Genomic DNA, 18,737 nt, shown 5'->3' with positions numbered 1-18,737 from the left:
GTTAAGCGCAGGGGATTTTAAAAAATAAAAATGATGAAGCCGGTCTTTAGCTTGTGCGAGTCATTTTTATAATTTGGAGGTTTTAATGGCTGTTGCTCCTAATAAACGTTCGGTAATGACATTGTTTTCAGGTCCAACTGATATTTTTAGCCATCAAGTACGTATTGTTTTGGCTGAAAAAGGCGTGAGTGTTGAAGTTGAAAATGTCGAGCCTGGTCATATACCTCAAGACCTTATTGATTTAAACCCGTATAGAACTGTACCAACACTGGTTGATCGTGACTTAACACTCTATGACCCACTGATTATCATGGAATACCTCGATGAGCGTTTCCCGCATCCACCATTAATGCCAGTATATCCAGTGGCTCGTGGTACTAGTCGTCAAATGATGTACCGTATTCAGAAAAACTGGTATTCACTAATGAATCAAATAGAGAAAGGTAGTGCTCAGGAAGCTGAAAGCGCGCGTCGACAATTAGCTGAAGAGCTGATTGCAATCTCTCCTGCATTTGAACACATGCAATTCTTCATGAGTGATGAGTTTAGCTTAGTCGATTGCTACTTAGCGCCGCTATTATGGCGTTTACCTGTATTGGGTATTGAATTAAAGCCATCTAGCAGCAAGTTTTTACAGCTGTACATGCAGCGTGTATTTGACCGTGGTTCATTCTTTGCATCTTTAACTGAATTAGAGCGCGAAATGCGTAAGTAAAATCGAGGCTAAGTCGTATGATGGAAATGGCACCAATGACACCACGTCGACCTTATCTACTGCGAGCTCACTATGAGTGGTTGTTGGATAACGATATGACCCCGCATTTGGTGGTTGATGTCACACTTCCCGCAGTCAATGTCCCGATGGAATTTGCCCGAGATGGGCAAATTGTATTAAATGTAGCGCCTCGTGCCGTGGGTAATTTTGAAATTACCAACGAAGAGGTTCGCTTCAATGCTCGATTTGGTGGAGTGCCTCGTCAGGTATACGTTCCAATGGCTGCAATTATGGCTGTGTATGCTCGTGAAAATGGTGCTGGTATGATGTTTGAACCTGAAGCGGCTTATGATGAGCATTTTTCAGAAGAAAACGACATAACAGACGAAACACCGGCAGACAATATTATTTTGGTTCATGACGAGTCAGCTCAAACTGACGAATCATCTACACCAGACGATGAACCGCCAAGACCACCGAAAGGGCGCCCGACTCTGCGAGTTGTTAAATAGATAAAAAAGAGGGATTTATTCCTCTTTTTTTTATCAAAAATAAATTAAATACCTAAATACAGTAATATACCTTCAGCTGCACCTCGACCATCGGCAATGGCAGTCACAACTAAATCAGAGCCATGAACGACATCCCCACCAGCAAAAACCTTATGATGTGAAGTCTGATATGGAAATTCGCTATGGCGTTGAGCCTTGATTCGTCCTTGAGGATCACGCTGAATCTCACATGATGGAAGCCATGGCATAGGATCAGATTCAAAGCCAAACGCAATGATGATGATATCTGCGGGGAGTTCAACAGTATTTTTTTCATTAACACTGGGTTGAGTGTTCGTGGTGTTAATTCCTACAACGTGATGATTTTTATTAACTTTAATGCTCACTGGTTGTAAGTTAAAATAAAAATCTACGCCCTCCTCTTCGGCATGCAAAACTTCCCGTTTTGCTGCGGGCATGTCTGTTTTTTTTCGGCGATAGAGGCAGCTAACGTGTTGAGCTCCTTGTCGAATAGCGGTTCGTACACAATCCATCGCTGTATCTCCGCCACCTAATACCACAACACGCTGATGTGCCACATTGATGTAAGGAAAATCGGTATTTTCAGGGTAGTGCATTAAATGCCGAGTATTGGCGACTAAATAGGGGAGTGCGTTATAGACTCCTATAGCCTTTAGGTTAGTAAGTTGTCCATCGATAGGCTGATGGGTTCCCGTTGCAATAAAAACCGCGTCAAACCCATTCAGTAGGCTTTCAAAGGGAACATCATGCCCAACTTGGCAATCTAATTTGAATTTGATCCCCATCTCTTCAAAAATCCGTCGACGATGTTGCATGATGGTTTTTTCAAGTTTAAACGCGGGAATACCAAAAGTGAGTAAGCCACCAATTTCCGGGTGTCGATCAAACACGGTGACTTGTACGCCATTGCGAGCAAGCACATCAGCACAGCCCAAACCTGCCGGACCCGCTCCAATAATGGCGACGCGTTTATTTGTCGCTGTGACATGGGAAATATCAGGACGCCAGCCCAACTCAAAAGCTTTATCGGTAATCTCACGTTCAAGATGCCCAATAGTGACTGAACCAAAGGTTTCATTCAGCACGCACACCGCTTCACATAATTTTTCTTGAGGACATACTCGACCACAGACTTCGGGCAGGCTATTGGTATGATGGCAAAGCTCCGCAGCTTCAAGTATTTTGCCTTCCGCCGCTAATTTTAACCAGTTAGGAATGTGATTATGTAGCGGGCATTTCCATTCACAGTAAGGACTCCCACAAGACAAACAGCGCTGTGCTTGATTCTGCACTTCGATACCACTGATTGGCTGGTAAATTTCAATGAACTCAATTTTACGGATGTTGAGACCTTTGGTTTTTGGCTCAACACGTTGTGAACCGTCATGCGATGCAGACATGTTGATCCTTATTGCGTAATTTGTTTCATGGGTATGACGTGAATTAAAGTTTACTTTGATAAAGTTGATTTAAATAGTGATTATCATAATAAAGTCACCAATTGAGCTGATGATAATCTATCGATGATGAGGTGATTTAATGAGCAGGATCGACATTTCGTATGAATCTACATTCGAAACATCCTTGTTTGATATATGATTCATAGAGAATTTAACTAAGGGGTGGTTATGAAAGTACTTCGCGGTCTAGCACAATATTATGTCGACCTGATGATGAAACTGGGGTTAGTACGTTTCTCTTTGCTACTAGCATCAGCGTTGATTGTGCTTGCGATGATAATGCAAATGGCAGTGGCAATTTTCTTACGTGGACACGTGGATAGCCTCGATATGGTAGGTTCAATCCTATTTGGATTAATCATTACGCCATTGGCCGTTTATTTTCTTTCCGTCGTGGTCGAACAATTGGAAGAGTCACGTCAGCGCTTAACGCGTATGGTCGATAAACTTGAGGTTATGAGACATCGGGATGCGGAGCTAAATACCCAACTTCAAGGCAATATTGAGCAACTGAATCTAGAAATTATTGAACGAGAAAAAGCAGAAAGTGCCCACCTCGAATTATTAGAACAATTAAAACAAGAAATGAAATTTCGGGAACAAACCCAAATTGAGTTCGAACAGCAATCCGTGTTGTTACGCTCGTTTTTGGATGCCTCTCCTGACCTCGTTTATTACCGAAATGAAAATAACGAATTTTCGGGGTGTAACCGCGCCATGGAGTTACTCACAGGTAAAAGTGAGAAACAACTGGTGGGGCTAACACCATTAGATATTTATGATGCCGAAATAGCGGCAAAAGTAATGGAGACTGACGAAAAAGTCTTCAGACATAACGTTGCACTTACTTACGAACAGTGGCTGGTGTATCCCGACGGACGCAAGGCCTGTTTTGAATTACGTAAAGTACCATTTTACGATCGTGTTGGTAAACGACATGGGCTAATGGGCTTTGGTCGCGATATAACCGAGCGTAAACGTTATCAGGAGGCGTTAGAGAACGCTAGTAGGGATAAGACCACCTTCATTTCAACGATCAGCCACGAGCTTCGTACGCCGCTTAATGGCATTGTGGGGCTTAGCCGCATACTTCTGGATACCAAACTTAGTAAGGAGCAAGCCAGCTACCTGAAAACTATCCATGTCAGCGCTATCACGTTGGGCAATATCTTTAATGACGTTATCGAGATGGACAAGATTGAACGTCGTAAAGTGCAATTGGATAACCAACCCGTCGTACTACCTGAATTTGTCAATGATCTCGAAAACTTGAGTGGACTACTTGTTCAGCCAAAGGGGCTGAAATTTGTTCTGGATGTCGCTCGAGGGCTACCAAAAACTATTCTGACGGATGGCACTCGCTTACGCCAAATTTTGTGGAATCTCATTGGTAACGCAGTGAAGTTTACTCAAAAAGGGGAAGTGAAGCTGAGTATATGGCGAGAAGCAGATAACAAACTATTTTTCCAAGTGAAAGACAGTGGTATTGGTATTCCACAGGATGAACTCGATAAAATTTTCGCGATGTATTACCAAGTTCGAGATTCTGCGGGTGGACGCCCTGCAACCGGAACGGGGATTGGGCTTTCTGTATCTCGTAGGCTAGCACAAAGTATGGGTGGAGATATTCAGGTTGAAAGCAAAATTGGTCAGGGTTCAACATTCACATTATCCATTACAGCCCCTGTTGTTGAAGATCAAATTGAGGAGCAACAAGAAAATGAAGATGATTATCCGCTCCCCGCTCTCCATATCTTACTAGTCGAAGATATCGAACTTAACGTGGTTGTGGCGTGTTCTGTGCTAGAGAACCTTGGCAATACGGTTGACGTCGCCATGACAGGTAAAGATGCATTGGAAATGTTCGCACCAGGTGAGTATGACCTTGTTCTACTAGATATCCAATTACCAGATATGACAGGCTTGGATATTTCTAGACAACTAAAACAGCAGTACGACAAGGAAGATTTACCACCATTAATTGCATTAACTGCCAATGTATTGAAAGACAAGAAAGAGTACTTTGATGCGGGAATGGATGGTGTTCTAAGCAAACCTTTATCCGTTCCAGCCTTGACTCAAGTTATTGAGCAATTCTGGGGCGACAATGCCTCCGCTAACCATGAACATACGGAGAATATCTCAATGTCTGAAGTTGATGAATCCATTCTAGATTGTGACATGCTTGAGCAATATATTGATTTAGTGGGACCAAAGCTGATTTACGACGGGTTGGCGGTATTCGAGAAGATGATCCCTGGTTATCTCGCTATTCTTGATACCAATATGGTGGCTAAAGATCAAAAAGGGATTGTTGAAGAAGCTCACAAAATCAAAGGGGCAGCGGGTTCCATTGGACTGAAAAATTTACAGAAACTTGCTCAGCAAATTCAATCACCGGAATTACCTGCTTGGTGGGATAATGTTCAAGAGTGGGTAGATGAGCTAAAACAGGATTGGAAGTCAGATATAGAAACTTTGAGAAACTGGGTTGATAACCGTACAAAAAAATAACCCCAACCGAAGTCGGGGTGCGCGAATACTGCGCCAACACCAGGGAAATCATTGATTCGCTTATGATTTTATTGTAGGCGAATCATTAAAATACATTTGTCGTGACTCAGACATTACCACGATACCAAAATTTAGTGAACCTGTTACAAGATTCATTAAAATCTGTGATGAAGATTGATGTTTGTCTGTTTGGTGTCTGAGGAGTAATTTACTACAAAAGGCGGAAGATATGAAATCAATTGCGGTAATTTTAAGTGGCTGTGGTGTTTTTGATGGGAGTGAAGTTCATGAGACAGTATTAACTATGCTGGCTTTAAGTGAAAATAATGCTGAAGTCTATTTTTTTGCTCCAAATGAAGATCAAGCTACTGTAATTAATCACATTAATGGTAGTTTAAAAACAGAAAAACGCAATCAAATGGAAGAATCTGCACGTATTTCTCGTGGTAAAATAGCCACTTTATCATCAGCTGATGCGAATAAGCTGGATGCCCTTATAATTCCAGGTGGTTTTGGTGTGGCAAAAAATCTATGTAATTTCGCAGTGAAAGGAAGTGACTGTGAAATTAATAAAGAACTATTAAGTTTAGTTCAGGCAATGTACCAGCAGAAAAAGCCACTAGGACTGATGTGCATTGCTCCTGTCATGCTACCAAAGATGCTTAATACATCAGTGAAACTAACAATTGGTGATGATGCTGAAACGATTGCTCAAATTGAAAAAATGGGCGGTCAGCATGTTGTCTGTTCTGTTGATGATATTGTTGTGGATGAAACTCACAAGGTTGTTACAACTCCTGCTTATATGCTGGCTCAATCTATTGCAGAGGCGAATAGTGGGATCAGTAAGCTTGTGAAGAAAGTACTGGAAATGGCGTAATTAACGGAATGCAAAAGATTGTTTTCCGATTAGGGCACTGGCTTAAGAGAATTATAATCTCATTGCTTTCTTTATGGTTATTCTCTGTCATCATTTTTAAGTTTGTGCCCGTTCCCTTTTCCGCAGTGATGGTCGAAAGACAGCTATCCGCGTGGATTAACTTTAATTTTTCTTATGTTTCTCATTCGACGTGGGTCAATGAAAAGCAGATTTCCCCCTATGTTTATCTTGCTGTTATTGCTTCAGAAGATCAAAATTTTCCCCATCATTGGGGATTTGATCTCGATGCAATTGAGCGTGCTTATAAGCATAATTTGGATGATAAACGACCGGTTAGAGGCGCCTCGACGATCTCTCAACAAACAGTAAAAAACTTATGGTTATGGGATGGTCGAAGCTGGTTAAGAAAAGGGATTGAGACAGTAATGACGCCAGTAATGGAAGTTATGTGGTCAAAAACAAGAATACTAACTATTTATCTCAATATTGCGGAGTTTGGTGAGGGGGTTTTTGGTGTTGAAGAAGCAGCAAATAAATTCTTTAATAAGCCTGCCAGCAAGCTTTCTAGAGAAGAGTCTGCGCTTTTGGCTGCTGTTCTTCCAAATCCACATCGATTCAGTGTAAAAAAGCCATCTTCCTATGTTTTAAAAAGGCAGGCCTGGATACTTAATCAGATGAACCTTTTAGGAGATAGGAATTATCTGAAAAATAACCAAATTGGTGAGGATTAAAAAAAAAGCCATGATTTTGAGTTCATGGCTTGGCTTTTTATAACAATTGATTATCGTTTATGATTAATTAAGATAAGTGAAAGCGGTCGTAACTCGACGGACACCATCGGTTTCGCTTGCAATTTTGGCGGCTGCATCACCTTCTTGTCGAGTCAGTACTCCTAATAAGAAAACTTCCCCATTCTCGGTAATTACTTTTACGCTACCTGATTTAACGCCATCACTGGTTAATATCTTAGATTTCACTTTGGTTGTTAACCAAGTATCTTTTGATGCTGTACCTAAATCGACAGGTTCACCTTGACGAACTTCATTGTAGACCGCGGTCGTTCCATCCACTTTGCTGGCGATTTGTTTTGCTCGCTCAGCCCACGCCATATCTGGAGACTGACCGGTTAATAGAACCTGTCCTTTATACGCAGTTGCCACGATGCGAGCTTTGCTTGTGATATCTTTATCTTTATTCAGTTGACCACTGACACGCGCTTCTAGTGTGCCATCATCAACTTGCTGACCCACCGAGCGAGGGTCTGAAACGCTCTTCGTTGCGACTGCAGCAGTACCGACTACCGCAGCACCAATACAGCCCTGTAGAAGAACCGAACTCAAAACTATGGCAAAAATTGGAAGTAATCGCATTTTGTCTCCTTACTCGTCCTGATGTGGGAACAGCGTGTTATCAATTAAATCACACAAACAATTGACGGTTAATAAATGAACTTCTTGAATTCTGACACTGTGCTGGGATGGGATTCGAACCTCAACATCTTGTGGACCAAGAAGCCCTGCCAGTTCACCACCATCATAGCCAGTCAGAGCCACAATCGTCATATCACGGGTTACTGCGGCTTCAACTGCTTTAATGATATCAGCGCTATTACCATGAGTGGAGATAGCCATTAAAACATCACCATGTTGACCAAGTGCTCGGACTTGTTTGGCATAAATTTCAGTAGGTTGTTTGCTTCCGGATATCGCAGTCAACACTGTATTATCGGTATTTAGCGCCAATGCAGGTAAACTTGGGCGCTCTGTCTCAAAACGATGGATCATACTGGCAGCAAAACGCTGTGCTGTTGCGGCTGATGCACCATTACCACAACACAGAATTTTATTACCATTCAGCAATGACTGGACCATCATTACCGCTGCGCGAGAAATCGCATCGGGCAGTGCTTCTGCCGCAGCAATTTGAGTTTGAATACTTTCGGTAAAACAAACTTTTATTCTATCTAGCACTTACTTGTTTTCCTGTTCACTAAGATTAAACGCGTTTTGAACCCACTCAAACTGTTTGCCGGTGATTGCATAGATATCGAAGCGGCAGGGGGTTGTTTCAAAACTTTGTTGTCGCTGAGCAAGCCAATATTGGGCAGTTGCCAATATTTTTCTGCGTTTGTGCCAGTTTACTGATAAAAGAGCGTTTCCGTAATCACTATTCTTGCGAAAACGCACTTCGACAAAGACCAAAACCGTCCCATCACGCATAATCAGGTCGATTTCGCCCATTCGACAGCGAACATTACGGGCAATTAACGTCAACCCTTGTTGTTGCAAATAGGCGAGTGCTTGGTTTTCGTAATGCCTACCAGTTAACCATTTTAATGATTTTTTTATTGTTTGCATGACATCCTAGTCTGAAAAATAGGCAATCATCCTGATTGCCTTGTAAATATTATTGCACGGGTTTTATTTGACCCTGCTGGAATTGTAACCAAGGCAATTCACGATAAACGACACAATTTTCATGAACCGTTAATGTGCCTGATGCCCCATGAATACGGAATTGAGCATTCTTTTGCAAATTATCGTAGTTATTTGCGAGTGACCATGCATCAATGCCCATGGCATAGAGGCGGAATAATGAATAGTCATTATTCACTTTACCTTGGGCTTGCTTACGAAGATTACTGTTCGCCCCTGCTAATAATGGGACTTCACTAAACTTCACGCCTTCCATTTCAAAACGGTAATCCGCATTGGAGCTACCTTGGTTACTACGAGAACTTGCATATAAAGCAGGACGCTGACGTGAACTAATAGCCATGTCGATCATTGGCTTAACTAACGTTAGCTCATCACGGGTTGCCACGATGTATACAGCGTCAACACCACCTTCAGTTTGTACCATTGGCTGGGCATCAACGTTGATAGGCGTACCCGTCATACGGATCCCTTGCCCACGGTTAATCGATTCTTTTAGCGAACCTACTGAACCAAATGTTTGTACTAATGCCGTTCCGCCCCCTTTTGCCTGCCATTCTTGTGCAAAAGCTTTGGCAATTCTATCGCCAAATGGATTTGCAGGAACTAACACCAACGGCATCTGTTTCCCATCAGCTCGCATTTGGTTAGCGGCATTTTTCGCTTCATCTTCAGGGGATAAAGAGAAATAACATAGATTTGGGCTAGGTTTTAACTGATTTGCATCTAATTCATTTAAAGCCAGAACACTGATTGGTGCATTCATTTGAGCTATTGTTTGAACTTCAGCTTTCAACAGTGGGCCCACAATCAAGTTATAGCCTTCGGCAGTTGCTTGTTGGACTAACTGAGGGATCGCTTTACCTTGAGTATCAAAGACTTTGACGCTTTGTGCATTAGTCGGTACAGCATCAATCGTTAAGCTTGAAGCGACGACATCGCCATTAGCATTTTCATTCACTGTCGCAGCAACTTCTTGATAAATTTGGTCTAAAACATCATTACCAGTACTTTGGGGAGCTGCTGGCTCAGTGACTGAAGGGGCTGATGACTGAGGAAGCCCTTTTTGCGCATCGGTAAAGCCTTGCAGGATAGCTTGACCAAACACTTGCCCTTGACCACTCATTGGTAAGAATAGTGCAATACGTGGAGCATCGCCTACTTTTGCGACAGTACCTTGAACTAATGCAGTTGGGAGATTTTTTGCCCCTGGATTATGTGGATAACGGGTTTTCCAATCGGCAATGCCCACTCGTAGGGCTTCTGGATCATCTTTATTATTTTGATAGATATCGAGAAGGTCGACCCAGCCTAATAAAATATTTTCATCTGCCGCGATCCCTTGAATCTGTTCTGGCTGCATCTGTGTTAACATTTGCCACAGAGAATCAATATTAGCTTGATGTTGTGCAGGGTCGGTAAGCAGAGGTTCTTGGCTTATATAAGCGCGTAGCACTTCCATTGAGGGCTTACCTTGAGCCGCGTCGATGATAGACTGATAATGACTGGCATCAGAAACACTTTGCTGCTGTGTGGTTGTCGAGGTTGTCGATTGTTCGAGTTGGCACCCCGTTAATGCGAGAGTGGACAACATCGCAGTGCAGAGTAACTTTTTTTTCAAATGCAAAAAAATTGAAGGACGCATACTGTATCCAATGGTGTATTTTTCAATTGCTTAATTTTAAACCGGCTATTCGGATGAAACAATGAACCAACCTAATCAAGCAGTGGTTATGGCATCCACGCTATACATCGTGCCAACCCCAATTGGTAATATGGGAGATATCACGCAACGCGCGTTGGATGTGCTTAAACATGTTGACCTAATTGCTGCGGAAGACACAAGGCATTCGGGAATTCTATTACAGAATTTTGCCATTAATGCACGTATGTTTGCGCTACATGATCATAATGAGCAGCAAAAGGCAGATCTGTTAATTAGCAAACTTCAACAAGGGGATAGTATCGCATTAGTCTCTGATGCAGGTACACCTTTAATTAACGATCCTGGTTATCATTTAGTCAATCGCTGCCGTGAAGCGGGCATTCGAGTTGTCCCATTACCGGGTGCATGCGCTGCGATAACAGCATTATCAGCCGCGGGATTACCATCCGACCGTTTCTGCTATGAGGGTTTTCTTCCAGCGAAAACTAAAGGTCGTAAAGATGTACTGAAGTCCCTTGAGCAAGAAACACGAACATTAATTATTTATGAATCGACTCACCGTTTGTTAGACAGTTTAGCGGATATGGTTGAAGTTTGGGGGCCTGACCGCCGAGTGGTTCTTGCGCGTGAATTGACAAAAACCTGGGAGTCCATTGAAGGTCGTCCGGTTGGAGAACTACTTGAGTGGGTTAAAGAAGATGAAAATCGCCATCGTGGAGAAATGGTTCTGATTGTTGAAGGTTATAAGCCTCAAGATGAAGAATCCGCTATCACGCCGGATGTGATGCGCACGTTGAATTTATTACAAAAAGAATTACCGCCGAAAAAAGCCGCGGCAATTACTGCTGAAATCTACGGCTTGAAAAAAAATCAGCTATATAAACTGATGCTGGATCAGCAAGACAGCGAGTGATTTTCGTCCAAGTACAGGCTTTGTGGTAAATAGACTGCCTTTGAGCCTGTACAAGCTACCGTAAAGTGCCTATAATTCGCCGCGGAGTTGGCTAGACAACCGCTGCTTTATCGTAGTCCCTTCGGGAGACGGGTAGAGGGGAGGAAAGTCCGGGCTCCATAGGGCAGGGTGCCAGATAACGTCTGGGAGGCGCGAGCCTACGACAAGTGCAACAGAGAGCAAACCGCCGATGGCCTGTTTACAGGATCAGGTAAGGGTGAAAGGGTGCGGTAAGAGCGCACCGCGCGACTGGCAACAGTTCGTGGCATGGTAAACTCCACCCGGAGCAAGACCAAATAGGGGTTCATATGGTGCGGCCCGCATTGAACTCGGGTAGGTTGCTGGAGCCAGTGCGCAAGTGCTGGCCTAGATGAATGGTTGTCCACGACAGAACCCGGCTTATCGGCCAACTCCCATTTTTTCGTCATATTTCAAGTTGTGACTGCGTTGGCTTCACTCGTCAACCCTAGTCACATACTTGTGTATGCTCCTAGGGATTTCCTCATTTTGCCGCCTTGGCACATCTCGAACTATCTAGAAAAATTTTTTTCGTCATATTTAGTGGTGCAACTGCGTTGACTACACTTGGCTACTCTGGTCACATACTTGTGTATGCTCCTAGGGATTTCCTCATTTTGCCGCCTTGGCACACCTCGAACTATCTAGAAAAAATCTTAAATTGTTTAGAAAAAAATCTAATTAATTGATAATACTACACTTAATTGTTTTTTTATTTCTCGCCATTCGGTTACATCAAGTCATAAATATCAATAGAGAACTCGTTCATAATCATTTTGATAATCACTTGATTTGTAGAATTTTTCTTGTAAGAAATCTAAAAAGGCGCTGACTTTCTTTGGTAAAAACTCTTTGTCTGGATACACCGCATAAATGTGATGGAGTGGCAGGTGATAATCAGGGAGCAATGGAATTAAACGCCCAGCGAGAATGTCTGGTGCAACAATGAATTGTGGCAGTTGGCAGACCCCTAACCCTTGTAACGCAGCCTGATGTAAAGATAGGCTATTATTGGCACGAAAGTTCCCTTTTGGAGTAAATCTCACTTTCTCACCAAGATGAGTAAAACTCCATGTCTGTCCAGCCTGAAAGTAACTGTACAATAAGCAATTATGTTCCGCTAATTCTTGAAGATTTTTTGGTATTCCGCGTTCTTCTAGCCAAGCAGGAGAGGCGCACAACACACTTCGACATGGTGACAGTGTTCGAGATATCAACGATGAATCCTGCAATTCACCTATTCGTATCGCTATATCAAAACCCTCACCGATAAGATCGACCAGCTTATCGTCAAAAATAATTTCAGTGCGTAATTGTGGCCACCGCTTTAAAAATTCAGGTAATAGCTTATTAAGGTGCAACGTACCAAAAATCATCGGTGCGCTGATCTTCAATATACCGTCTACCGTATCTGCATAACGGGCAATAGCCTCTCTTCCATCATTGATGGTTTCATGTGCTTTTTTGAGCCAAGAATAATAGATTTCGCCAGCTTCAGTTAGTTGTAGGTGGCGAGTTGAACGTGTTATTAGACGTATCCCGGTTTGCGTTTCAAACGCCATTAGCTTCTTACTGACCGCGGATTTGGTCATATGTAGCGTATCAGCTGCCTTCGTTAAGCTACCTTGTTCTACAACAGTGATAAAAATCGGAATTAGCGAATAATCTATATCAATCATTTTATTGTCAACCAATAGGAAACAGACTTTTTCTTTTATATGCCTTTTTTGACTTCCTATCAATCTTTATACTTTTAAGATTATTAGCAAAGAAATAAAGAAAATGAAAAAAGAAATAACGCTGTCCATGATCGCTGTTTTATCCGGCGTATTGCTGACATTAATGATTATGAGCAATAGCTATTTATCCACGTTTACTTCTCCACTACATGCATCTTGGTTGACCCACGGGATTGGCAGTCTCATTGCTTTTTTGATTTGGATAATGGTGAGAAGAAAAACAGTTCGAACCCATAAACCAGATATCAAAATACCTGTTTGGTGCTACTTAGGTGGTATTCCCGGTGCTTTTACTGTCCTGCTTGCCGCCATTACCGTCAATAGCCCGCTTTCACTTTCAGGCTCGATAGTCCTAATGTTGACAGGACAAATTGTGACGGGGCTGTTGATTGACCATGCTGGGCTATTGGGATTAGCCAAACGAAGAATTACCCTGCGGGATGGCTTAACGGTGTTGTTACTGCTTTTGGGTTCTGTATTGATTGTGATGGGGAGATAACCATGCTGCTTTTTTTTGTCATGATTGCATTGAGCAATGGGATTTTTATTATATTAAGCCGAAGTGTTAATGGCGCGCTTTCTCAAGTCACCAGTGCTTTTTATGCTTCATTGGTAAACCATGTTATTGGGTTTTTATTTCTAAGTATCATCATTTTATTTACGTCCTCTCTATTTACTCTAGATTTAACCCATATTCCGTTGATGGCTTTTTGTGGTGGAATTATTGGCGCTTTTTTTGTGGTGATCAACAGTTATGTATTACCACTACTTGGCGCAACACTCACGACGATTTTGGCCATAGGTGGTCAGGTTCTTTCCAGTTTTGTGATCGATATTATTCAGCACGGCCTACCAGAACATTTTTACCTTCAATCGTTGGGTGTTATTTTGATTCTTGCCGCAATTGGAATACGCCATATCAAACCAGCAACATCATAGCCCCCTGATGCAAATCAATATGCATTTTGAATATTCAAATACAATAATGGTATTTAAAATGCATGTTAAAGAGATATGCGGTCATGATAAAGAAACCCTCAGTACGATACCCACGTCGTCCTGGCACTGTTGGCGGAAAACTTCCTTGGAATGATTGGCGAAATGCCTCCACATGGAGAAAAGTCGTACAGATAACGTTATTGGCAATCAATATTTATATTGGAATTACCTTCTATTACTGGGTTCGCTATTACGAAACAGGCGGTGCGACGTTTTATCTTCCTCGTCCGGGAGGAATAGAAGGGTGGCTGCCTATCGCTGGGCTAATGAATTTAAAATACACCCTCGAAACTGGCGCTTTCCCACCGATCCATGCAGCATCGATGTTTCTATTAGCTTCTTTTATTATCATCAGTTTATTACTGAAAAAATCCTTTTGCTCATGGCTGTGCCCAATAGGCACCATATCTGAATACATAGGAAAAATAGGTCAGAAACTGTTTCGTTTCCAAATCAAAGTCCCTAAATGGCTCGATATCCCCTTAAGAGGATTAAAATACCTACTATTAGCCTTCTTCCTCTATATTGCGTTATCCATGCCAGCACAAATGATCCAATACTTTATGATGTCGCCTTATGGGATCATCATCGACGTGAAAATGCTGGATTTCTTTCGTTATATTAGTGGTGTTTCACTCATTAGCGTGTGTGTTCTCGTGGTAGCTAGTTTATTTATTCGCAATGCTTGGTGCCGTTATCTTTGCCCTTATGGTGCTCTGTTGGGGATATTCTCTCTATTCTCACCCGTTAAAATTCGCCGTAATGTGGAAAGCTGCATTGATTGTGGTAAGTGCGCCAAAAACTGCCCGTCACGAATTCCAGTCGATAAGCTAATTAACGTTAGAACGGTAGAATGTACGGGATGCATGACTTGCGTTGAATCTTGCCCAGTTGCGTCAACATTGGCTTTCTCATTACAAGCCCCGACGAAAAAACGCCAAATAGCCTTATCGGGAATAATGATGGCCATTTTGACCCTAGGTATTTTATTCATCACTATTGCGGTTGCAGCTTACATAGGCGTTTGGGATAGCCCTGTCCCTGATAATTATTGGTTCCATATTATCCCGAATGCCAAAATGATCGGTCATTAGTACGTAATGAAAAAAGCCCCACAGCATTGGGCTATGCGTGGGGCAAAGGTCTTGCTTCTATTTTCTTAGGTATAGCGATTAATTAACCGCTTGTTTGACCATTTCCAATAATTGACGAACATCTTCTGGGCGAGTATCCCCCGTCGCTGAGTCGATAATTGAACTGTAAATATGCGGAATGATTTTCTTCACGCCTGCATCGAGGGTGATTTGCAAAATTTCAGTGAAATTATCCAAATCAATGCCGCCGGTTGGTTCTAAGGAAAAATCGAATTTGGCACAGGCTTTAGCAATGGCGGTATATTCTTCGATATGCTTCAAGCCTTGCATATTGAAAAATTTCACCGAATCCGCGCCCATATCTTTCAACATCATAATTGCTGTTTCGATGGGAACGATGCCATCAGGAGCTTGGGAACTTAATGGACCCGTTGAAATTTTTACCATACCCACTGTACCCGTTGGGGATACCACCGCATTCACAAAAGTCTCATTTTGACCCAATAATGCACGGCTGATCGGTGCCCCCGTAAATACTTGGTTGACGTGCTGTGGCTGAACCTCTTTAGAGATCAATGACACCATAGTGGATTGTTTTGGATCGCCAGCACCTAGACCGACAGATAGCGCATTATCAACTTCTTTTGCGTAGATTTTCATATCCGCAATCGCGCTTTCAAGGTCGGGATAGTTTTTGGATAACACCCCGACGACGACAAAACTCTCGGCTGCGGCATAGATATCTTTCGCGTTCTGATGGCTTCCCGCTAAGACATTCAAACACACACGGTCATGGTAAAAATTAGGTGACAACTTCATGTTAAATTCCTTCTACTAATCGACGAATCTGCTGCGAAATAACCTCAAGCTGCTCAGTACTGACGCTACGAATATCGGCTTCGACCTTACCTTCATTGGCTTTGTATTCACGGAAATAAATCGCGGTATCTCCTTGTTTTAATTCAGCCATAATTTGATAGGTCGTTTTGCCAATCGCTTTTTCATCAAAGCTAATTTCTGTTCTGGCAATATCCCGACCAGCTGCATCCCAAACCACTTTGGCTGAAATACCTGCAATCGTATTTAAATCAGCAATGAATTTACTCATGCGATTAACCATCTCGTCGCCCGTTTCTTTGGTCGCGGTTAGATACTGTTCGATAGCCAGTGTTAAGCCCAAAATACCTTCTTTACCCACTTTCATGGCACGACCAATCCCTTGAGATTGGCGTTTTACCCACTCTACATACTGTTTTTTACCCATCACTAAACCGCTGGTGGGCCCTTCAATCGCTTTGGCACCGCTGTAAATCACTAAGTCGCCACCAGACTGATAATAGGTCGTTAAATCTTCTTCAGCGGCGGCATCGACAATCAACGGTAATTGATGTGCATGGGCTACTTGGGCGGCTTCGGCAACGGTCAGCATACTTTTTTGCACGGTATGATGAGATTTGATGTATAAAATAGCCGCCGTTTGTGGGGTGATTTTGGCAGCTAGCTGAGCGGCATTACATTCGTTGGCAAAACCAGCTTCAATCACTTTTCCGCCACCTAGCGCAACCATGGTATCCACGGGAGCACCAAAGTTAACATTGTGCCCTTTGGGTAGAATAATCTCCCGAGGAACAGATTTGGTGGATGAGTGTAAATTCAGTAATAAATCATCGTCATCTTTAACGATGACTGCGGCAACTGCCTGAGCAATTCCTGCAGATGCACAAGAAACGACAACCGCTGATTCGACGTTTAATAACTCAGCAATATAGTCGCCCGTTTTATTCACTAAATCTTTAATTTCAAAATAGTGATTCAGTCCATAAGCAACCCGTTCAACCACTTCAGGCGTTGGCGTAGAAACGCCTAACATTGTCATTCGACCAGAGGCATTAATCACGTGTCTTAGCTGATATTTCTCATAAATTGATTTCATGTTCAGATTCGCCTTGTGCAGGAATAATGTGTTTTCCACCGACAATGGCAGTAACGGGAACAAAACGCTGTGTTCCAATGCGGCGTTCTCCTTCTGCATCCGTTAGCTCAGTCGGCTCTTCTTTCAGGTCAAATAGGGTAATGTCTGCATCAAAGCCGGGTCTCAAATAACCTTTGGCTGGTAGCGCCAGTAAGTCGGCAGCTTTTTCTGTCACACAACGTAGGATTTGCTCTGCGCTAAAGCCCATACACAAGAATTTAGTCATCACGAATGCGAGGCTATAAACGGGGCCATTCACGCGGTTACGGTGATAGATATCAGAGCTAATAATGTCGGGATACGTTCCAATACGCATGGCTTGTTCAGCGACTTTAAAGCTAAAACTTTCACCGCCATGACCCACATCGAGGATCACGCCACGCGCTAACGCGCGAGCGATAGACGGCTTGAGATAGCCATCGTCACCAAGAATTTTGTTGGGTTTACCATTAAAGCAGTGGGTAATAATATCCCCGCGAGTCAGCAAATCTGCGACTTCATCAATGTTTGGTGGGTTATTTCCAATATGTACCATTAATGGTAAACGGTGTTTTTTCTGCATCTCTTTGGCACGGAGCAGCGGGGCAATTCCGTTTTCGCCAACCACACTTTTACTCATGCGAGCTTTTAATCCCACGACAAAACCGGGATGGCGCTCAATGGCTTGTTGGAAGCAAACATCGTCAATATTGCTCATATCGGACAGTTCGTTTTGCGCGATGATGCCAATACGCGAAATATTCAGTAGCGAGAAGACGTTGGTTTTAGATTGTGTGGTGAGCTGATAAAACTTGTCGATATCATCGGCACCGACACTTCCAGCATCAACCAGTGAGGTAACTCCGCCCGCAGCGCCTGCAAGATCTGGTTCATCGAAGTAGATGGGGGATTCGACAAAACAGTGAGCATGAGAATCAATCCATCCGGCACTAACATAAATCTTACCTTCAAGATCAATCACTTTCTCAGCTTGCTGGTGGTGAGCCAACTCCGGACCCGCCGCCTCGATTTTGCCGTTTTTAATCAGAATATCGATTATCTCGCCATCGATACGTTTACCATTTTTGATTATCAGAGAATACATAACTGCCCTCTTAGTTCTCAGACGATTAGGCTGCGAGCGGGAAGAAATACCCGAACAGCATTGCACCTAGGATCGCGCCACCCGCTACGGGTTTTTGCCATATATAGAAAATCAGAGCACCAATCAGAGCGCCGATACCAATCGGAATCGAGGCCGCCATGGCTGCCAGAATAATCAATGGACCGAGAAAACGACCTGAAGTATTACCGGCACCCATCATGACATCGGCACCAAATGTAGAGTTGGCTTGTGCAATAGTGAATTTACGCGCAAAAACAATGATTAAGCCGATTAAAACCCCAAGGAATAATCCAGTAATTAACGAAATCCAAAAGTTAGTGACTAAAATATCCCAGCCAGCGGCAAGAAATAGCGCTGGAACACCTAAGCCAATCCCCGTTTGTAGGGCGCCACCGATATCCAGAATCCCCACGAGGGAGCCCTCAATGATTCGGGCGAATAAGAAACTTGCGCCGAATGCGGCAACTGCGCCATAAACGCCGGTATCCAGACCTGCACGTAACATGGCGACGAAAGCCACTTCGTTAAATGCCCCAAATCCATAAACCACGTACATATGGGTACCCGCAAAGATCCCCGAAGAGAGCAGCCCAACAAAGATGGGGAAAGACCACTCTGCGTACCAAAAGTCTTGTTTGTTGATTTCAGTTGTCAT

General features: G+C 43.0%; 19 protein-coding genes and 1 other RNA gene. 10 read left to right on the top strand and 10 right to left on the bottom strand.

Annotated elements, in window-relative coordinates:
* Positions 1 to 85 precede the first annotated feature (85 nt).
* Positions 86 to 715: a stringent starvation protein SspA gene (gene sspA, locus PROVRUST_RS07745; protein WP_006814210.1), complete on the top strand. Its 630-nt coding sequence runs from the start codon at positions 86 to 88 to the stop codon at positions 713 to 715.
* Positions 716 to 732: 17 nt separating this feature from the next.
* Positions 733 to 1,227: a ClpXP protease specificity-enhancing factor gene (gene sspB, locus PROVRUST_RS07740; RefSeq protein ID WP_006814209.1), complete on the top strand. Its 495-nt coding sequence runs from the start codon at positions 733 to 735 to the stop codon at positions 1,225 to 1,227.
* A gap of 44 nt (positions 1,228 to 1,271) precedes the next feature.
* On the opposite strand, the gene PROVRUST_RS07735 is transcribed toward sspB, so the two are convergent.
* Positions 1,272 to 2,648, bottom strand: coding sequence for an FAD-dependent oxidoreductase (locus tag PROVRUST_RS07735; protein WP_006814208.1), 1,377 nt, complete (start codon positions 2,646 to 2,648; stop codon positions 1,272 to 1,274).
* 228 nt (positions 2,649 to 2,876) lie between these two features.
* On the opposite strand from PROVRUST_RS07735, the gene arcB reads away from it, so the two are divergent.
* The 3 genes from arcB to mtgA all read left to right on the top strand — a co-directional run bounded on the left by arcB (position 2,877) and on the right by mtgA (position 6,833).
* The gene (arcB, locus tag PROVRUST_RS07730) at positions 2,877 to 5,222 is read left to right on the top strand and encodes an aerobic respiration two-component sensor histidine kinase ArcB (RefSeq protein ID WP_006814207.1); all 2,346 of its coding nucleotides are present in this window, start codon (positions 2,877 to 2,879) and stop codon (positions 5,220 to 5,222) included.
* Between the two features lie 229 nt (positions 5,223 to 5,451).
* Entirely contained in the window at positions 5,452 to 6,102 is a 651-nt protein-coding gene (gene elbB, locus PROVRUST_RS07725) for an isoprenoid biosynthesis glyoxalase ElbB (RefSeq protein WP_006814206.1), read from the top strand.
* 8 nt (positions 6,103 to 6,110) lie between these two features.
* Complete coding sequence (gene mtgA, locus PROVRUST_RS07720) at positions 6,111 to 6,833, top strand: monofunctional biosynthetic peptidoglycan transglycosylase (RefSeq protein ID WP_006814205.1); 723 nt, start codon at positions 6,111 to 6,113, stop codon at positions 6,831 to 6,833.
* A 63-nt stretch (positions 6,834 to 6,896) separates the two neighbouring features.
* On the opposite strand, the gene dolP is transcribed toward mtgA, so the two are convergent.
* The 4 genes from dolP to PROVRUST_RS07700 are packed head-to-tail and all read right to left on the bottom strand — an operon-like array spanning position 6,897 to position 10,182.
* Entirely contained in the window at positions 6,897 to 7,472 is a 576-nt protein-coding gene (dolP, locus tag PROVRUST_RS07715; protein WP_006814204.1) for a division/outer membrane stress-associated lipid-binding lipoprotein, read from the bottom strand.
* A 9-nt stretch (positions 7,473 to 7,481) separates the two neighbouring features.
* Positions 7,482 to 8,072, bottom strand: coding sequence for a DnaA initiator-associating protein DiaA (gene diaA / locus PROVRUST_RS07710; RefSeq protein ID WP_006814203.1), 591 nt, complete (start codon positions 8,070 to 8,072; stop codon positions 7,482 to 7,484).
* Entirely contained in the window at positions 8,073 to 8,459 is a 387-nt protein-coding gene (locus PROVRUST_RS07705; protein ID WP_006814202.1) for a YraN family protein, read from the bottom strand. It abuts the gene before it with no gap.
* 49 nt (positions 8,460 to 8,508) lie between these two features.
* On the bottom strand, positions 8,509 to 10,182 hold the full coding sequence (locus PROVRUST_RS07700) for a penicillin-binding protein activator (RefSeq protein WP_006814201.1): 1,674 nt from the start codon (positions 10,180 to 10,182) through the stop codon (positions 8,509 to 8,511).
* A gap of 61 nt (positions 10,183 to 10,243) precedes the next feature.
* On the opposite strand from PROVRUST_RS07700, the gene rsmI reads away from it, so the two are divergent.
* Positions 10,244 to 11,116 (top strand): 16S rRNA (cytidine(1402)-2'-O)-methyltransferase, encoded by an 873-nt coding sequence (gene rsmI / locus PROVRUST_RS07695; protein WP_006814200.1) that lies wholly within the window; start codon positions 10,244 to 10,246, stop codon positions 11,114 to 11,116.
* Positions 11,117 to 11,199: 83 nt separating this feature from the next.
* Positions 11,200 to 11,573, top strand: an RNA gene (rnpB, locus tag PROVRUST_RS19005) — RNase P RNA component class A.
* Between the two features lie 349 nt (positions 11,574 to 11,922).
* Here rnpB and PROVRUST_RS07690 read toward each other — a convergent pair.
* Entirely contained in the window at positions 11,923 to 12,852 is a 930-nt protein-coding gene (locus PROVRUST_RS07690) for a LysR family transcriptional regulator (RefSeq protein ID WP_039854747.1), read from the bottom strand.
* A 103-nt stretch (positions 12,853 to 12,955) separates the two neighbouring features.
* Between PROVRUST_RS07690 and PROVRUST_RS07685 the strand changes: the two genes are divergently transcribed.
* The 3 genes from PROVRUST_RS07685 (at position 12,956) to PROVRUST_RS07675 (ending at position 15,005) form a co-directional block, all read left to right on the top strand.
* On the top strand, positions 12,956 to 13,411 hold the full coding sequence (locus PROVRUST_RS07685; protein ID WP_006814198.1) for a DMT family transporter: 456 nt from the start codon (positions 12,956 to 12,958) through the stop codon (positions 13,409 to 13,411).
* A 2-nt stretch (positions 13,412 to 13,413) separates the two neighbouring features.
* On the top strand, positions 13,414 to 13,851 hold the full coding sequence (locus tag PROVRUST_RS07680) for a DMT family transporter (RefSeq protein WP_006814197.1): 438 nt from the start codon (positions 13,414 to 13,416) through the stop codon (positions 13,849 to 13,851).
* Between the two features lie 83 nt (positions 13,852 to 13,934).
* Positions 13,935 to 15,005: a 4Fe-4S binding protein gene (locus PROVRUST_RS07675; RefSeq protein ID WP_039854744.1), complete on the top strand. Its 1,071-nt coding sequence runs from the start codon at positions 13,935 to 13,937 to the stop codon at positions 15,003 to 15,005.
* A 78-nt stretch (positions 15,006 to 15,083) separates the two neighbouring features.
* On the opposite strand, the gene dagF is transcribed toward PROVRUST_RS07675, so the two are convergent.
* Genes dagF through PROVRUST_RS07655 form a run of 4 tightly spaced genes read right to left on the bottom strand, consistent with a single transcriptional unit; the run spans position 15,084 to position 18,737 of the window.
* Entirely contained in the window at positions 15,084 to 15,824 is a 741-nt protein-coding gene (gene dagF / locus PROVRUST_RS07670) for a 2-dehydro-3-deoxy-phosphogluconate aldolase (protein WP_006814195.1), read from the bottom strand.
* Position 15,825: 1 nt separating this feature from the next.
* Positions 15,826 to 16,938: a DgaE family pyridoxal phosphate-dependent ammonia lyase gene (locus PROVRUST_RS07665; RefSeq protein ID WP_006814194.1), complete on the bottom strand. Its 1,113-nt coding sequence runs from the start codon at positions 16,936 to 16,938 to the stop codon at positions 15,826 to 15,828.
* On the bottom strand, positions 16,922 to 18,061 hold the full coding sequence (locus tag PROVRUST_RS07660) for an amidohydrolase/deacetylase family metallohydrolase (RefSeq protein WP_006814193.1): 1,140 nt from the start codon (positions 18,059 to 18,061) through the stop codon (positions 16,922 to 16,924). Before PROVRUST_RS07660 ends, PROVRUST_RS07665 begins: the two co-directional genes overlap by 17 nt.
* A gap of 25 nt (positions 18,062 to 18,086) precedes the next feature.
* Complete coding sequence (locus PROVRUST_RS07655; RefSeq protein WP_006814192.1) at positions 18,087 to 18,737, bottom strand: DUF4310 family protein; 651 nt, start codon at positions 18,735 to 18,737, stop codon at positions 18,087 to 18,089.

This window comes from Providencia rustigianii DSM 4541 (genome assembly GCF_000156395.1).
GTDB classification, from domain to species: Bacteria; Pseudomonadota; Gammaproteobacteria; order Enterobacterales; family Enterobacteriaceae; genus Providencia; species Providencia rustigianii.
The sequence above is the reverse complement of the archived record's forward strand: the minus strand, read 5'-3'. Positions and strand labels throughout refer to the sequence as shown.

Coding starts and splice junctions, on each gene's coding strand:
- sspA (WP_006814210.1), top strand. CDS start 86: ATGGCTGTTGCTCCTAATAAACGTTCGGTAATGACATTGTTTTCAGGT.
- sspB (WP_006814209.1), top strand. CDS start 733: ATGATGGAAATGGCACCAATGACACCACGTCGACCTTATCTACTGCGA.
- PROVRUST_RS07735 (WP_006814208.1), bottom strand. CDS start 2,648: ATGTCTGCATCGCATGACGGTTCACAACGTGTTGAGCCAAAAACCAAA.
- arcB (WP_006814207.1), top strand. CDS start 2,877: ATGAAAGTACTTCGCGGTCTAGCACAATATTATGTCGACCTGATGATG.
- elbB (WP_006814206.1), top strand. CDS start 5,452: ATGAAATCAATTGCGGTAATTTTAAGTGGCTGTGGTGTTTTTGATGGG.
- mtgA (WP_006814205.1), top strand. CDS start 6,111: ATGCAAAAGATTGTTTTCCGATTAGGGCACTGGCTTAAGAGAATTATA.
- dolP (WP_006814204.1), bottom strand. CDS start 7,472: ATGCGATTACTTCCAATTTTTGCCATAGTTTTGAGTTCGGTTCTTCTA.
- PROVRUST_RS07705 (WP_006814202.1), bottom strand. CDS start 8,459: ATGCAAACAATAAAAAAATCATTAAAATGGTTAACTGGTAGGCATTAC.
- PROVRUST_RS07700 (WP_006814201.1), bottom strand. CDS start 10,182: ATGCGTCCTTCAATTTTTTTGCATTTGAAAAAAAAGTTACTCTGCACT.
- rsmI (WP_006814200.1), top strand. CDS start 10,244: ATGAACCAACCTAATCAAGCAGTGGTTATGGCATCCACGCTATACATC.
- PROVRUST_RS07690 (WP_039854747.1), bottom strand. CDS start 12,852: ATGATTGATATAGATTATTCGCTAATTCCGATTTTTATCACTGTTGTA.
- PROVRUST_RS07685 (WP_006814198.1), top strand. CDS start 12,956: ATGAAAAAAGAAATAACGCTGTCCATGATCGCTGTTTTATCCGGCGTA.
- PROVRUST_RS07680 (WP_006814197.1), top strand. CDS start 13,414: ATGCTGCTTTTTTTTGTCATGATTGCATTGAGCAATGGGATTTTTATT.
- PROVRUST_RS07675 (WP_039854744.1), top strand. CDS start 13,935: ATGATAAAGAAACCCTCAGTACGATACCCACGTCGTCCTGGCACTGTT.
- dagF (WP_006814195.1), bottom strand. CDS start 15,824: ATGAAGTTGTCACCTAATTTTTACCATGACCGTGTGTGTTTGAATGTC.
- PROVRUST_RS07665 (WP_006814194.1), bottom strand. CDS start 16,938: ATGAAATCAATTTATGAGAAATATCAGCTAAGACACGTGATTAATGCC.
- PROVRUST_RS07660 (WP_006814193.1), bottom strand. CDS start 18,061: ATGTATTCTCTGATAATCAAAAATGGTAAACGTATCGATGGCGAGATA.
- PROVRUST_RS07655 (WP_006814192.1), bottom strand. CDS start 18,737: ATGACAACTGAAATCAACAAACAAGACTTTTGGTACGCAGAGTGGTCT.